The following is a 15,437-nucleotide window of genomic DNA, read 5'->3' as shown; positions in this document are numbered from 1 at the left end:
ATTATGGAAGAAAAACAGATTTTACATGTTGATTTCGCAACTTTGAGACAATCGTATATAGAAGTCAAAAATTTTCTAGAAAAAACAACAAAAGAAAAAGTTGAAAATGTTGATGTTCTGATTGAGAAAGATTTATTTTTATCAGGATTAGATAATGAATCACTTTTGATAGCGTTTATAGAAAAATATGATATTGATTTTTCTAAATTTGATTATTCAAAACATTTTTTGTCAGAAGGAGAATTAGCGAATGGATTCCAAGTTGTCTTAAATATAGTTTTTCTTCCGTTATATTTTCTATTTTGGTTGATAAAAGAATTTACTTTTGATTTGATTGACTTAAATAAATATTTGATTAAGATTGTGAAATTATTTTCAACTAATCAAAGAGAAACTCGTGATATGAGTTTTGGAGATTTGTTAACTTCTTATGTCAACAAGAAATATACGTTAAGAAACACTACAAAATTCGTTTTGCATAATCCTAAACTCTCATAAAATCTTCTTCCAACAAGTCTTCTAAAGGACTTTGCATCAAAGATTGTGGTAAATTTCGGAAAGCAAAATTTCGTATATTCATCAAAAATTTATTGTCGACTTGAGCAACTTTTCCAGCCAAACGAGAAGTATCGATAATATAATGTGTTCGTTTCAAACGACGTAAATTATAATGTTCAAAAGCTAACAAAATATCAGTATCTTTTTTGATTAGTTCATCATACAAAACACAAACATCTTCAACAGCCATGCATGCGCCTTGCCCCATGTTTGGTGTGGTTGCATGTGCTGCATCTCCAATTAACAATACACGATTAAATGCATAATTATTAATCGGTTTTATATCCATAATTGGCGTAGCAATGATGCTTTCTGGATTCGTTTTTTGTAAAGTATTTCTGATTTGTCCCGAATAATCTTTGAACTGATTTTTAATATCACTTAAAGCGTAGTTGTAAACTTCAGAATTTAGTTTTGTATTGACACAAGCATACCAATAAATTTGATGATTGATTAATGGCGTCAAACCAAATCGACCATTTGGTCCCCATGTTTCGATGCTCTTTTTTGAATTGTAAGATTTATCCTCTACAATAGCACGCCAACAAATATAGCCTGCATAACGAGGTGTTGAATGTTTTAACAATTGTTGACGAATTGTAGAATTTATCCCATCAGCACCAATTAAATAATCACCTTCTGTAGAAGTTCCATCTTCAAAATGAAGGACAACTTTCTCAAAACTTTGTTCAAAGAATTTTATTTTTTTTGACGTTTTAATTTTATTCGAATCAATTTTCGAGACTAGATAATGATGTAAATCTGCACGATGAATGGCAAAATTTTCGTTGTTGTAATTTTTTCTTAATCGTTCTGTATCGGCTTTCAGAATCGTTTTTTCTTTCCAATCTTGAATTTCAAAATCTTCTAACATATGCCCCAAAGGAGCAACTTCTTCTGCTAAACCTAGAATTTCAAATGCTTTCATTGCATTAGAAGCCAAACCAAAACCAGCCCCAATTCCACGAACTTCTGACGAAGCCTCGAAGATTTCGTAATCATAATTTAAGTCTTGCAAAGCTTTTGCTAAAGTTAAACCCGCAATTCCTGCACCCGCAATTAAGAATTTTTTACTCATTGATAAAAATAAAGTTCAAAATTAATCATTCTACTATAAACCAAAAAGAAAAGCGAATCAATTTGATTCGCTTTTCAGAAGTTATTTTGTCGAAAATTATTGTTCGTTAAAATATTTGTAGAAATATGGAATAGTTTCGATTCCTTTGTAGAAATTGAATAAACCATAATGTTCGTTTGGAGAGTGGATAACGTCAGAGTTTAATCCGAATCCCATTAAAACAGATTTTGTTCCTAATTCTTCTTCGAATAAAGCAACAATTGGAATAGATCCACCAGCTCTTTCGGCTAACGCTTCTTTCTCAAAAGTTTCAGCTAACGCTTTTTTAGCAGCGATAAAACCAGGATGATTTGTTGGTAAAATATAAGGTTTACCTCCATGATGTGGTTTTACTTTAACTTCTACAGAAGAAGGCGCTAAAGTTGGGAAATAATCTGCAAATTGTTTTGTTACAACTTCTGGATCTTGTCCAGGAACCAATCGCATTGAAATTTTAGCATACGCATGAGAAGGAATAACTGTTTTAGCACCTTCGCCAATATATCCTCCCCAAATTCCGTTTACATCTAACGTAGGACGAATAGACGCTCTTTCGATTGTAGAAAAACCTTCTTCTCCTTGGATATCAGCAATACCAATAGATTTCTTGTATTCTTCTACATCAAATGGAATTTTAGCTAAATCAGCTCTTTCATCTTCTGTTAATTCAAGAATTGGTTCATAGAAACCTGGAATTGTAATGTGACCTTTTTCATTGATTAATTTTCCAATCATTGTTGCTAAAACATTAATCGGATTAGGAACAGCCCCACCATAAACACCAGAGTGCATATCGCGATTAGCTCCTTTTACCTCAACTTCTACATAAGATAAACCACGTAAACCAACTGAAATAGAAGGTTGTTCGTTTGAAATCATAGAAGTATCAGAAATCAAAATCACATCATTTTTTAATTTCTCTTTATTGTTTTTAACGAAATTTACTAATGAAGGAGAACCAACTTCTTCTTCACCTTCGATCATAAATTTAACGTTACAAGGTAATTCGTTTGATTTGTTTAAAGCCTCAAAAGCTTTAACGTGCATAAACATTTGACCTTTATCATCAGCAGAACCACGTGCGAAAATTGCTCCGTCAGGATGAATTTCTGTCTTTTTGATTACTGGTTCGTATGGTCCAGATTCCCATAATTCTAAAGGATCAGCTGGTTGTACATCGTAGTGTCCGTAAACTAAAACAGTAGGTTTTGAAGCGTCAACTATTTTTTCTCCGTAAACAACAGGAAAACCTTCTGTTTCGCATACTTCAACATTATCAGCACCTGCTTCTTTTAAATATTTTGCCACCATTTCGGCAGCATCATTTACGTCTTGTGTGTAGGCTGGATCAGCACTAACTGAAGGAATTTTAAGTAATTCGATTAATTCATCAAGAAAACGTTGTTTATTCTCTTGTATAAATTGTTGCGTATTGTTCATTTTTGTTTGTTATGAATAATAGGTAAATTTAAAAATAAAATCTTGATTAGACTTTCTTTTTCAAGAAAAATATAATGCGAAAACCTTTGTATCTTTGCAAAAAATTAGAGAATGATATTATATAATACAACTTTTATTGTTGAACAAGAAGTGCATGACGATTGGTTTGCGTGGATTCATAAAGAGCATATTAATGATTATTTGAAATCAAATTGTTTTATCGGTGCTCGTTTAGGAAAAATAACTTCTCATATAGAACCTGGGGCGGTTTCTTATTCTTTGCAATTATTTGTGAATGATGAATTGACTTTAGATAAATTCAAGAATAATTTTTTATCAGAAATTAAACAAAAAAGTTTGCAAAAATACGCGACTAAAGTACTAAGTTTCGAAAGTGAAATGGAACATATAGGGGATTATAATTAAACAAAAGCTCGAGAATTTTCTCGAGCTTTTTTTATATTCTTTTTTGAAAAATAACTTCAATATTCAATTCAATCCATTGTTTGGTGCTAAAATCATAATAGGACTTTGTAATATTTGTAGACAGATGGTTGTTGTCTATAATTTTTAAATTTTCAATAGAAACATTTTTTTTATTTTCCTTGTTACCAGTATAGTTGCTTTCTGTATAACTACTATCTTTTATAACCATTACTTTATCCGATAATGTTGTAGATGTTGCAAAACCATATTTTACAAAATTCGCATAACCGTCTGGTATACTTGGATAATCATAATTTAATAAAGTTAGAGGAAAATTAAAGGATATTATTTTTACTTTAGGTCTAACTTCTAAAAAGTTCTCTTGTTTATTAAGAATTTCAATTTCATCCATCAAATTAGTTGATGTTTTTTTATCATTGTTTAAATCGACTGGGATATTAGCTATATAGGATACAATATTATAAGTATCAACTACATCTTCTTCCGAAAAACCATCATCATCTTTACATCCAAAATTAATAAGAATTATACTAGATGCAAGTAGTAGTTTAAAGTAATTTGTAATCATATCATTATGAATTTTAGTAAATATAATAATTTCATTGATTTGTTTAGTTATCAATTTTTGATTTATGGTTTTTTGACTTTAGTTGAATTATTTCAGAATTGGTTTCGATTTAGATAAAAATACCTATTACGATATTTTACTTCCGAAAAATTATAATTCAAACAAAGCGTTTGTTATTAAAATGAAAATGGGCAAATCACCTGATAAAACAGAAAAATTGATGGACGCAAAAATGTAGTTCCAAAATAGAATAAAAAAATGCAGTAGTTTTTCTACTGCATTTTTTGTTTATGTTTAACCTTCGAAGCTTCTTACAGCATCTAACGTTTTATTGATTTCAGCGTCTTTAATCGCATCAGAAATAAACCAAGTTTCGTATCCTGAAGGTGCAATGTAAACTTCGTTTGTCAACAAATGATGGAAAAATTTATTGAATCTTTCATGGTTACATTTCGTTACATCTGTAAAGTTTTTGATTTCTGTTTGTTCAGTAAAGAACACAGACATCATCGAACCTAAACGATTAATATGTGCAGGAATTCCTTTCTCAGCAAATATTTTAGAAATCTCGTTATCTAAAGTTTCTGTTGCATTATCAATACGATTAAATAATGCTCTATCATTATTAATAATATTCAAAGTTGTGATACCAGCACGCATCGCAATTGGATTTCCAGATAAAGTTCCCGCTTGATAAACAGGACCAAGAGGAGCAAGGTGATTCATAATTTCGCGACGAGCAGCAAAAGCTCCTACTGGAAAACCACCACCAATTACTTTACCAAATGTTACGATATCCGCATTAATGTTTAAACGTTCTTGAGAACCACCCATCGCTTGACGGAAACCAGTCATTACTTCATCAAAAATTAATAAAGCTCCATTTTCATCACAAATTTGTCTTAATCCTTCTAAGAAACCTTTTTCAGGAACAATACATCCCATGTTTCCTGCAATTGGCTCAACAATAATAGCAGCAATCTCGTCTTTATTTTGTTCGAATAAAGCTTTTACATCTTCCAAATTATTGTATTCGGCTAACAATGTATCTTTTGCAGTTCCTTGCGTTACACCTGGCGAATTTGGATTTCCGAAAGTTGCAGCACCAGAACCAGCTTTAATCAAAAATGAATCTGAATGTCCGTGGTAACAACCTTCAAACTTTACAATTTTATCACGATTTGTATAACCTCTTGCTAAACGAATTGCAGACATACAAGCTTCTGTACCAGAGTTTACCATACGAACCATATCGATGTTTGGTACAACAGAAGTAATTAATTTCGCAATTTCAGTTTCCAATTCAGTTGGTGTACCAAAAGAAAAACCATTTTTCATCTGCTCAACAGTCGCATTCAAAACACGCGGATCTGTGTGTCCAATAATCATTGGTCCCCAAGAATTGATGTAATCTACGTAAGCACGTCCATCTTCATCATAAATATAAGCACCTTCGGCTTTTTTGATAAAAATTGGCGTTCCTCCAACAGATTTAAATGCACGAACAGGAGAATTTACACCTCCTGGAATATATTCTTGCGCGTCTTTGAATAATGCGCTACTTCTTTGATACAACATAATTTTACAAAAATAGTTGCACAAATTTACTGAATCTTAAATGAATTATGAAGTGATTTTGATTAGATTATAAGTTTATGTGAAGATTTATTTTCTAAATACTCAATTAATGTTTTAATCAATTGATTTTCTTTCAAAATCGTTTGATTTCCAATCAAAAATAATTGCTCTTTTGCACGTGTTAACGCCACATTTAGTTTTCGGTCAACATTTCCTTGGTCATTCATATTCACCAACGCATTCAATTGTGAATGATAAGTCACCGCGAAACTATACAAAATAATATCACGCTGACTTCCTTGATAACGCTCAACTGTATCAACCGTTATTTGCTCGTAATTAGGAATATTTGCTAATTCTAATTTTTGTTTAATTAATGCAATTTGATTTCGGAAAGGTGCAATAATTCCAATTGTTTTCTTCGGATCAAATTCTTTTTGATTGATTTTGTATAAATGAATAATTTCTTGTACAAATTTGACAATCAAATCGGCTTCTTGAACATTGGTTGAAGGCAAATAAGGATTTTCGTCCACATTGATAAACGCAAAACGATGATTCTTAATAAAGTTTTGTAAATCATTTGATTGACTTTGATTTTCAAAATGTAAATCTGCACGTTGACGATTTAAACTTTGCTTAACCTCATCATTCAAATTTGGAATATCATAAGCAACATTTAATTTTCCATCATAAAAATAATTGTTCGGAAAATCTGCAATTTCAGCATGCATTCTTCCTTGATAAGTCAATTGATCAAAGGCATTTTCGTAATTATTTCGTTCACAAAATTCATACAAACGTTCGAAAATTGAGTTTTTACGATTGATTAAACCAATATTTTCTAATAATTCGTTGTTCGTTTTTGCTAATTCAGGATTTTGCAAAACAATTGCAGGCAATTGTTTGTGATCACCAATCATGATAAAACGTTCTGCTTTTGGTAGAATTCCAACAATTTGTGGTTCTAAAATTTGTGAAGCTTCATCAATTATAATTGTATCAAATCTCTTTAATTTTAGAATATCATTTTTACTCGAAATTGAAGCAACCGTCGAAACAAAAATGCGTTGTTTACGAATAATATCTTGAATCGTTTTTCTCGAAAATTTTTCTCCTTTTTGTTCTAAATCAGCATCTTTTTGCTCAATAATTTTATTCAATAAGTTTGGATGAAATTCAGGAGAAGTAGATAATTCATTCCCAATTCTGATGAATTTTTGTTCAATTTGATCAGAAATAGCCGAATAGATCGATTCACATAATTCATCAACCGCGCGATTGGTATAGGCCAAGAGCAAAATATTACAATCTTGTTTCTCGTAGATTTCTTTCACCAATTCTTTGATGATAATCGATGTTTTTCCTGTTCCTGGAGGTCCATTCAACAAGAAATAATCTTTTGCGGAAAGTGCTTTTTTCAGAATTCGATTTTGTTCATCCGAAAGATTTGAGTTAAAATACGCATAATCCATTTGATTTCTTGGAATAGATTGCGTTAAAATCAAATCTTTTTTTGCTTTAGAAGAATGAATTAATCCATACAGATTTCGGTACATCGAAACAAAAGAAGAATCCATAAAATCGCGTTCCAAAGCCCATTTTCCTGATGAATCAAACGAATCAAAAAAGCGTGTGTTGGGCTGCTGATAACGAAAACGCAACACAATAAATTCTCTCGAAATACTTTTGATGGTACATTTAAAAACCTGATTTGTTAAAACCGAATCTTTGAAATTATTTCTTGGATAAAGAATGCAAATATCACCTTCGCGAATCGAAATAAAATCATTCGCAGGATTAGTTCTTTTTAACTTGATTTCACGTTTTGGATCAGAAATATGATTTTCTACAATTTCTAAATCATAAATAATCTCGAAATTATTATTTTTTTCTTCGAAAGTATTCAGCCACAAACTCGCCAAACCGTTGTTAGAAGTTGATTGTCCCAAACCAAGTTTCGCCATATATTGCTCTTTCGCAATGAAATTCGTAAAAGAATAAAAATAAGCTTTTTCTAACGGTGAACTATTTTTGATCGGATAGATAAATTTATCCAACTGTTCTTCTAAAATTTCTTTGAAACGAGGATTAATTTTTCGTTTGATAAAATTGGCAGGTTTAATCGAATAAATAGTTGATTCAATATCGGTTAATGCATGATTTGCTAACCGATTTTCATTGATAATTATTCGATTTCGTAAATCAAAAATACGTTGAACTCGCGCTAAAGTTGGCACATCAAAACGTAAATTTCCTTGATATACTTTCGAATAGAAGATATAACCTTCGGTGTTTTTTGTGACATCTTTAAACTCTAAATCATATAAAACACCAATAATTTGGTAATATAAAAAGAGCTGCGTCGCATGATTTGGCTTGACACTTTTTCCATCATCAGGAAAAGGTGCACCACCAGATTTCAGCTCGATAATTTTATTTTTTCCTTCGGGATTAATGTCTAATAAATCTAAACGACCCTGAATACCATATTGTTCGCACAAAAATGAAGGCTCTATTAATGCACGATCCAACGAAATATCATATTGAGGAAAATCCTCGGTCAACACTTTTTGAATACGGTCAAAATGACCTTTTGCTTCCAGATAATAATCTTTCAAGTCTTGTGGATTCGTCAAATCGTTGCAAGCCGTATATTCTAATGGATAATTTTTGAAATCATTCTTGAAAATCTCATTAAAATCTGTGTTTTCAATGTTTTCTGTTGAAAAATGATCGACTACTGAATTGGCAAAATTTCCTAAACGAATGTGTTTACTATTTGGCGATTCTTCAAATTTTTTCTGAATATAATGCAATTCAGAAGTTCCATAATCCTGAAAACATTCAGCAATTGCCGAAATATCAACCAAATAATCTGGTTCGAGAATGATAAAACGTGGATGATAAATTCCTTCTTCATCAATCGTCGAATTGACTAAATTTAATTGTGCACCAACCCAAAAATCCTCAACAGAAGTAAAGTTTTCATTTACGCCATCCTCATCAATTTGAACTGTAATATTTTCTTCTGTTTCATTATCTTCATGATCGCAAATCAAACAATCTCGTTTGATTTCAATCACTTGAACACGCAATTTTTTAACCCGATTTCGAGTAAGAATTTTGTTTGTATAAAATTCTTTTTCAGGAAAATAGTAGATAATTTCTGCTGGAATCATTACTTCATAAATCGAAGAAATAAAATCTGCAATATATTTATAATGTGTAAAATATTCGTGTTCTGTCGGTTCGTATTTCTCGCTCAGAATTCGTTGAGCAGTTTTACGAAACGAATGAATTTTAGTAGAAACTTGGTATTGATTACAGATAAAAGATAGCTTCGAGAAAAAGTTAGAAAACTGTAAAGCTTCGTTTTTTGTTAACTCAAATGCAATATTTTCAACCAAACGTTTTAAATCTAAATATTTAGAATTGATTGGTTTATTGGCAAGTTGAATTTGTAAAACTTCATTTAGCAGTTGATTTCCTATTTCTTCTCGATTCACGGCGATTAATTTGGTGTAAAATTAAGACTAAATATTGTATTAAAAAGACGTTTAATCCCACGTTTTCCAATCATCACTTGTAAACAACCATTCTGGAGTTTTAATTTTACCTTGTTGTAATTTATACCAAGGATTTAATTTTTTATCCATTGGATTATTAAGAATTTGAATTTCTTGAGCTGGCATATAACTTTGGGCGAGTAAAACAATTTTTTCGCCTTGTTCATTTTTTGCTAAATCAACTACCATAACAGCATGTCCATAAGGATTTCCTTGTTGTAAAAGAATATCTCCAATTTTTACTTGATTATATTTTACCGACTCTAATTGATTTTTTAGAGAAGCTGTATTCGCATAACTGAAAACATATTCCAAATACTTCCAATAATTTTCTGGTGAATAATCTCCATTTGCAAAATCTGTAAATTTGCGTGGTTTTCCGTCCGATAGAAAGTTGAAAGAGATTTCATCATAACGCTTTTGTTGGTAGAGATAATCGGCTCTCAAACGCATTGTTGCATCTGCACATTGATGTAAATCTTTGTTTCCAATTGGTAAATCAATCACTGCATTGTATACATTATTTACAGGTTTTTCTTTTCCATTATAATATTTCACAAGTGTTCCAAAGTCTTTCAATTTCAGATGTTGTAGATAATAACCAAATTCATTTTGACTATAATTTTCTCTTTGAAAACCTTTCGGTACGGAATATCGATGAATTATTTTATCTTCTTTTTCGTTTATAAAGCTTTCTTTCTCAATAATTTTTGGATTTGAATCATTATGAGTTTTAGAATTCGTAGAATTTTCATTTTTGCAACTAAAGATGAAAAATGGCAATATGAAGCAGATGTATTTTTTCAAATTATTTAATTCTCAAAGGTGAAACAATGACAACAAATCCATCAGGATCTAAGAAAGAAATTCCATTTTCATTCCAATACGGATTTTTCGATTTTATTGGTTTGATATGATGAATTTCTAAACGCTCAATGAGTTTGTTATATTTTTGTTGCGTTGTTGGATAAAATACCAAACAATCGTCTTCATCAAAGTGATGATCGACATCTTCGTGAGTTGTTGTAAATTCTAGATGCCAGTCTAAATCTGGTTTTCCAATAAAAATACCATCATATCCATTATGATTTTGAAACTCTCCAAGGATTTCAAAATTTAAAACTTTAGTATAGAATTTTTTTATTTCGTTGATTTGATTGGTATGACGAGCGACTCTAAATTGCATAAAATTCACTATTATTATTGATTGAAAATTAGTATATTTTATTGAATTTTATGGAAATAATTTTAGTATAATGAAGAAAACTCTTTTATTAATTTCGTTTATTATTTTTAGTTTATTTAATGTATTTGCTCAAAAACAAAAAGATTCTAAAAGTTCTGAAGTTATTATTTCAAAAGATTTTAAAAATAAATTAGATCCAATTAAATCAAATTTTAATCGAATTAATTCGATTAAAATTTGGACAAAAATAAAAGAAATTGAAACTGATGATTCTACCGAAGGTGGTTTTATTAATTATTATTTTTTGAACGATAAATTAGAAAAAATTGTGGTTCGAAAATTTGGAGAATCAGGTCAATATTTAGCCGAATATTATTTGTTAAATGATAAATAGTCTTTTGTTTTTGAACAAGATACAACTTATAATTTTCCTTTATATTGGAAAGGATTTGATGATAAAAAATCGAAAATTGAAGAATTTCGTTATTATTTTGAAGATAGAAAATTGATTCATTTTATAGGAAAATCTAAAAATTATAAGACTGAAAGTGAAAATACTTTAGTTGAATTTGATGAATTAATTAAGATGGAAAATAATTATAAATAAATGATTTATAATAGCTATATTACAATTTGATTAACTTGTTTTATGTTCAAACTATATCCATTTCATTTTTGTTCTTTAGTGTTATTGTTTCTATTAATTAATACACAACATTTTTGGATTCATGAAACTGGAATTTTCGCGATTGTTTTATATTTAATAGAACTTATTTTATTCATAGGATTAATTATTTCTACAATACTAAAGTTATATAAATATTTTGATGATGAAAGAAATTTCAAAAAAGGAATACCTGTCTTTATTAGCATTATTGTTTTGACTTTAGTTTTTCTATATCCATCAGGAATAATTACTGATAATACAATTTATGGTAAGGATAAATTATTTGCTTTTAGTGAAGGAACAGCAAGTTGCGGTATCAGCTATCATTTTAAATCAGATAGTATTTATATTGTAAATTCGTTTTGTTTTTTCCCTTCACGAGAAGTTGGTAAATATTATTTGAAAAACGATACAATATATTTTGATACTATAACTAATAAACAATATAAATTTGGAACAATAAATAGAAAAGATTCTATTTTAGAATTATATTATTTAGAACCTCGAACATTCAATTTTGACACATTGAAAGTAGATTCCACTATTATTAAAAGGAAAATTGAAAATTCAAAAAGTCATAGTTTTAATATCTCAAAAATAAATAATCTTGAATAAAAAAATCCGTCAATTGACGGATTTTATCTTTTTAATACACTTCTTCTTTTTTGAAGAAAACCGTGTCATTTCCTTTTCTAAATTTCAGTTCCGAATATCGAATCGTGTAATCATCAGACATTCCGTAAGTTTCTAAAATAAAATTATCTTTGAAACGATAATTTCTATTGGTTTTATGTTTTGCATTCGAGCCTAATTCTTCTTTCAAACTCAACATTTCTGGAGAAATTTTGAAGCGAGAATCAGTTTCTATTCGATTAATAATTGTATTGACATCGGCAGAATCCATAATCAAAACTGTTTCTTGTTTCATGTTTTTAATTCCAGAAATGTCAGTCGAAACAATTTTTAAATTTCCTTTAAACCCAATTCCAGCTTGATGTAAATCAGTTTTCAAATCATCATTAGAATACATTTGACTTCTATAACCATATTTTACCATTGGAATCATCACAATAAAAAATATCGTAAGCGAAACTATCATTGCAGCTTTGTTGTAGCCAGCCATTCGTAATCCATAATAGATAAATGGAATCAAAATCAATAATACAATTCCGAATATAATGACAGCAATTAATCCTGATTCCATTAGCCGTTAATCATATTTAAAAATTCGTCTTCCGTCAACACGACAACTGTTCCAATTTCTTCTGCTTTTTTCAATTTACTTCCAGCTTTATCGCCAGCAACCAAGAAATTTAAGTTTTTAGAAACTGCAGAAATATTTTTCCCGCCATGATCTTCCACCATTTTTTGTGCATCAGTACGATTGAATTTAGTCAAAGTTCCTGTAAACAAAAACGTTTTACCTTCCAAAGAATCTGACAAAGGTTTTGCTTCTTCACCAATCTCGAAATTCAATCCATAATCACGTAAACGTTGAATCAAAATCTGATGTTGTTCTTCTTTAAAATATTCCTTAATCGAAATTGCAATTTTTTCTCCAACATCCGTTACAGAAACTAATTCTTCCATTGTTGCATTCATCAAACGATCAATATTTTGAAAATGTTTAACCAATTTTTTTGCAACCGTTTCACCTACATGACGAATTCCAATTGCGTACAACACCTTTTCGAAAGGTTGCTCTTTAGATTTTTCGACAGAATTAATAATATTTTGAGCAGATTTTTCAGCCATTCTTTCCAAAGGCAAAATATCTTCTTTTTGTAAAGTATAAAAATCAGCAATGTTATTAAGCAAATTTGCTTTGTGTAGCAAAACAGCTGTTTCACCACCAATACTTTCAATATCCATTGCTTTTCGAGAAACAAAATGCTCTAATTTTCCAATTATTTGAGGTTCGCAACCATTTTCATTTGGACAATAATGCTGTGCTTCGCCATCGTTACGAATTAATTCTGTTCCGCAAGAAGGACAATTTTTAATAAATTCGATTTCTTCCGTTCCAGGTTTGCGAACATCAGTATTAACACCAACAATTTTCGGAATAATTTCGCCGCCTTTTTCCACATAAACCATATCACCAATGCGGATATCCAACTTTTTAATAATATCTTCGTTGTGGACAGAAGCACGTTTTACGATTGTTCCAGCCAAAGAAATAGGTGCAAGATTTGCAACAGGCGTAATCGCTCCAGTACGACCAACTTGATAATCGATGCTCAATAATTCGGTTTCGGCAGCTTCAGCTTTAAATTTATACGCCATTGCCCAACGTGGAGATTTCGCAGTATAACCTAATTCATCTTGTTGCGAAAAAGAATTTACTTTGATCACAATTCCGTCCGTTTCGTAAGGTAAATTTTTACGTTCGATATCCCAATGATCTAAAAAAGCTAAAACTTCTTCCAAAGAAGTACATAATTTTGATGTATGCGGAATCTTAAAACCTAATTCATCAGCGGCTTGTAGCATTTCCCATTGTGTAGAATAAGGTAAATTATTTCCGATAAAATAATATGGGAAACATTGTAAACCGCGTTTCGCAACTTCTGTATTATCTTGTAATTTTAATGATCCAGAAGCGGTATTTCGAGGATTTGCATACAATTCTAAACCATTATTAGCACGTTCTTCATTAATTGAAGCGAATTTATTGAGCGGAATTGTAATTTCGCCACGCATATAAAAACGTTCAGGATAATTTCCTTTCAATTTCAATGGAACAGATTGTATAGTACGTATATTATTCGTGATTTCATCACCTTGTGTTCCATCTCCACGCGTTACAGCCTGCGTCAATTCTCCATTTTCATACAAAATAGAAATCGAAGCGCCATCATATTTCAATTCGCAAACAAATTCTACTTTTTCACCTAACGTTTTCTCAATTCGTTTTTCCCAATCTTGTAAATCTTCAATTGAATATGAATTGTCTAACGAATACATTCTGAATTCGTGCGTAATCGTCGGAAAATTCTTTGTAACCATTCCTCCAACACGTTGAGTAGGGGAGTTTATATCAAAAAAAATAGGGTTTTCGTCTTCTAATCGTTTCAATTCTTTCAATTTCAAATCAAATTCGAAATCAGAAATTGTCGGATTGTCTAAAACGTAATAATTGTAATTATGTTGAGTAAGCTCTTCTCGAAGTGCTAAAATTTTGTCTTGTATTTCCATTCTAAAAATGTTACCGAACAAAGATAAACACTTGAATTAATACGAACAATTTTTAAAATAATTTGGAATGATTTATATTTAGGAATATTTATTGCAACGTTTACTGAAAAATAATCAACTATGAATAATTTATTAGAAGTTTTGGACACAAAATCAAAAGGTTTTGAAAATACAGTTTCTATCGTAACAACTGGAGCAGCAGCAGGAATTGCAATTTCGAAAGCAATTAATAAGAACGAAAAAATTGGAGCTGTTGTTGGAGTAGGAGTAGGCTTGCTGGTTTATGCAATGTTTAGTCCTCAAAAAAAATTGGAAAAAGAGAATAAAAAATTGGAAAAGCAAATAGAAGAGTTTGAAGCTAAATTGGAAAAATAATCTGTTTTTATTTGTAAGTATTTTAACTTATTTGGTGAGTTTAATTTTGCCTGTTCACTTATTAAGTATTGATTTTATTGAATATTATTCTGGAGAGTCTAAAGCAGAATATTTAGGAATAGCATATCTAATATTAGGATATATAACGATATCAGAGTTACCAATTGATTTTATCTGTTGGTTAGGAAACTTTACATTATTGTTTTCTTGGATTTTTTATAAGAAAAAAGTAGGATTAATATTAAGTATTATTGCCATTATACAGATTTCATTATATGGAGTTAATCATTTGACAAGATTAGATATTTTACAAATACATGAATATGATTTACCACTTTTTGGTTATTGGATTTGGTTATTTTCATCCATTTTTGTCCTAATTTATCATTACAAAAAATATAAATTAAAAAGTCAAACTTTGTAAAGTTTGACTTTTTCGTTTTGTGATATTCATAATTCGTTCTCGAAGATGATTAGATATAATTTATTTTTAAGACATTTTAAATGTTTTTATCTTAATAATTATATTGATTTCCGAATTAATTAGCAATCCATACTCTATGAAAACCTTTATTTAACGCTAATTTGGACTGATTTTCTTCTATTTTACGAATATGATAATTCGTTTTCGAAGATAATTTAAGTATAAATAAAATATGCTTGTATAATTTATTGATCTTATATTGTATTATATACCGGTAGTGCATTTGTATTAGATTGTATATAAAAGTTGT

The 15,437-nt window shown here is 29.9% G+C and carries 16 protein-coding genes; 7 read left to right on the top strand and 9 right to left on the bottom strand.

Features of this window, described 5'->3' with window-relative positions; translation table 11 throughout:
• Nucleotides 1–3 precede the first annotated feature (3 nt).
• Complete coding sequence (locus B4G36_RS06580; RefSeq protein ID WP_286494861.1) at nucleotides 4–498, top strand: hypothetical protein; 495 nt, start codon at nucleotides 4–6, stop codon at nucleotides 496–498.
• On the opposite strand, the gene B4G36_RS06575 is transcribed toward B4G36_RS06580, so the two are convergent.
• Nucleotides 485–1,636 (bottom strand): FAD-dependent monooxygenase, encoded by a 1,152-nt coding sequence (locus tag B4G36_RS06575; protein ID WP_291062857.1) that lies wholly within the window; start codon nucleotides 1,634–1,636, stop codon nucleotides 485–487. The genes B4G36_RS06580 and B4G36_RS06575 overlap by 14 nt on opposite strands.
• A 96-nt stretch (nucleotides 1,637–1,732) precedes the next feature.
• Nucleotides 1,733–3,115: a dipeptidase gene (locus tag B4G36_RS06570; RefSeq protein ID WP_038334410.1), complete on the bottom strand. Its 1,383-nt coding sequence runs from the start codon at nucleotides 3,113–3,115 to the stop codon at nucleotides 1,733–1,735.
• 111 nt (nucleotides 3,116–3,226) lie between these two features.
• On the opposite strand from B4G36_RS06570, the gene B4G36_RS06565 reads away from it, so the two are divergent.
• Entirely contained in the window at nucleotides 3,227–3,541 is a 315-nt protein-coding gene (locus B4G36_RS06565) for a DUF4286 family protein (RefSeq protein ID WP_125349519.1), read from the top strand.
• Between the two features lie 31 nt (nucleotides 3,542–3,572).
• Here the strand turns inward: B4G36_RS06565 and B4G36_RS06560 are convergent, their stop codons facing one another.
• The gene (locus B4G36_RS06560) at nucleotides 3,573–4,184 is read right to left on the bottom strand and encodes a hypothetical protein (RefSeq protein ID WP_280035642.1); all 612 of its coding nucleotides are present in this window, start codon (nucleotides 4,182–4,184) and stop codon (nucleotides 3,573–3,575) included.
• A 28-nt stretch (nucleotides 4,185–4,212) separates the two neighbouring features.
• Here B4G36_RS06560 and B4G36_RS06555 point away from each other — a divergent pair, with 28 nt between their 5' ends.
• Entirely contained in the window at nucleotides 4,213–4,368 is a 156-nt protein-coding gene (locus tag B4G36_RS06555) for a hypothetical protein (RefSeq protein ID WP_291062856.1), read from the top strand.
• A gap of 56 nt (nucleotides 4,369–4,424) precedes the next feature.
• Here the strand turns inward: B4G36_RS06555 and hemL are convergent, their stop codons facing one another.
• From hemL to B4G36_RS06535, 4 genes are all read right to left on the bottom strand, one after another.
• A complete protein-coding gene (gene hemL, locus B4G36_RS06550; RefSeq protein ID WP_115000606.1) occupies nucleotides 4,425–5,708 on the bottom strand; it encodes a glutamate-1-semialdehyde 2,1-aminomutase in 1,284 nt (427 codons plus the stop codon).
• A gap of 62 nt (nucleotides 5,709–5,770) precedes the next feature.
• The gene (locus tag B4G36_RS06545; protein ID WP_291062855.1) at nucleotides 5,771–9,217 is read right to left on the bottom strand and encodes an ATP-dependent helicase; all 3,447 of its coding nucleotides are present in this window, start codon (nucleotides 9,215–9,217) and stop codon (nucleotides 5,771–5,773) included.
• Between the two features lie 51 nt (nucleotides 9,218–9,268).
• Nucleotides 9,269–10,060, bottom strand: coding sequence for a DUF4846 domain-containing protein (locus B4G36_RS06540; RefSeq protein ID WP_291062854.1), 792 nt, complete (start codon nucleotides 10,058–10,060; stop codon nucleotides 9,269–9,271).
• Between the two features lie 25 nt (nucleotides 10,061–10,085).
• Entirely contained in the window at nucleotides 10,086–10,463 is a 378-nt protein-coding gene (locus B4G36_RS06535) for a VOC family protein (protein ID WP_291062853.1), read from the bottom strand.
• Nucleotides 10,464–10,533: 70 nt separating this feature from the next.
• Here B4G36_RS06535 and B4G36_RS06530 point away from each other — a divergent pair, with 70 nt between their 5' ends.
• Nucleotides 10,534–10,857 (top strand): hypothetical protein, encoded by a 324-nt coding sequence (locus B4G36_RS06530; protein ID WP_221854492.1) that lies wholly within the window; start codon nucleotides 10,534–10,536, stop codon nucleotides 10,855–10,857.
• 255 nt (nucleotides 10,858–11,112) lie between these two features.
• A complete protein-coding gene (locus B4G36_RS06525) occupies nucleotides 11,113–11,745 on the top strand; it encodes a hypothetical protein (RefSeq protein ID WP_291062852.1) in 633 nt (210 codons plus the stop codon).
• 31 nt (nucleotides 11,746–11,776) lie between these two features.
• Here B4G36_RS06525 and B4G36_RS06520 read toward each other — a convergent pair whose 3' ends face one another.
• Both B4G36_RS06520 and ligA read right to left on the bottom strand, forming a co-directional pair.
• Nucleotides 11,777–12,334: a hypothetical protein gene (locus B4G36_RS06520; protein WP_291062851.1), complete on the bottom strand. Its 558-nt coding sequence runs from the start codon at nucleotides 12,332–12,334 to the stop codon at nucleotides 11,777–11,779.
• Nucleotides 12,334–14,328, bottom strand: coding sequence for an NAD-dependent DNA ligase LigA (gene ligA / locus B4G36_RS06515; RefSeq protein WP_291062850.1), 1,995 nt, complete (start codon nucleotides 14,326–14,328; stop codon nucleotides 12,334–12,336). Before ligA ends, B4G36_RS06520 begins: the two co-directional genes overlap by 1 nt.
• A 120-nt stretch (nucleotides 14,329–14,448) precedes the next feature.
• On the opposite strand from ligA, the gene B4G36_RS06510 reads away from it, so the two are divergent.
• Both B4G36_RS06510 and B4G36_RS06505 read left to right on the top strand, forming a co-directional pair.
• Nucleotides 14,449–14,703, top strand: a complete 255-nt coding sequence (locus B4G36_RS06510) for a hypothetical protein (RefSeq protein WP_291062849.1) — start codon at nucleotides 14,449–14,451, stop codon at nucleotides 14,701–14,703.
• 34 nt (nucleotides 14,704–14,737) lie between these two features.
• Nucleotides 14,738–15,127, top strand: a complete 390-nt coding sequence (locus tag B4G36_RS06505) for a hypothetical protein (RefSeq protein ID WP_291062848.1) — start codon at nucleotides 14,738–14,740, stop codon at nucleotides 15,125–15,127.
• The last annotated feature ends 310 nt before the right edge of the window (nucleotides 15,128–15,437 follow it).

It is taken from the genome of Empedobacter sp. UBA3239 (assembly GCF_002362875.1).
In the GTDB taxonomy this organism is placed as follows: domain Bacteria; phylum Bacteroidota; class Bacteroidia; order Flavobacteriales; family Weeksellaceae; genus Empedobacter; species Empedobacter falsenii_B.
Note: the sequence above shows the minus strand (reverse complement) of the source record. Positions and strands in the feature narration are given on the sequence as shown.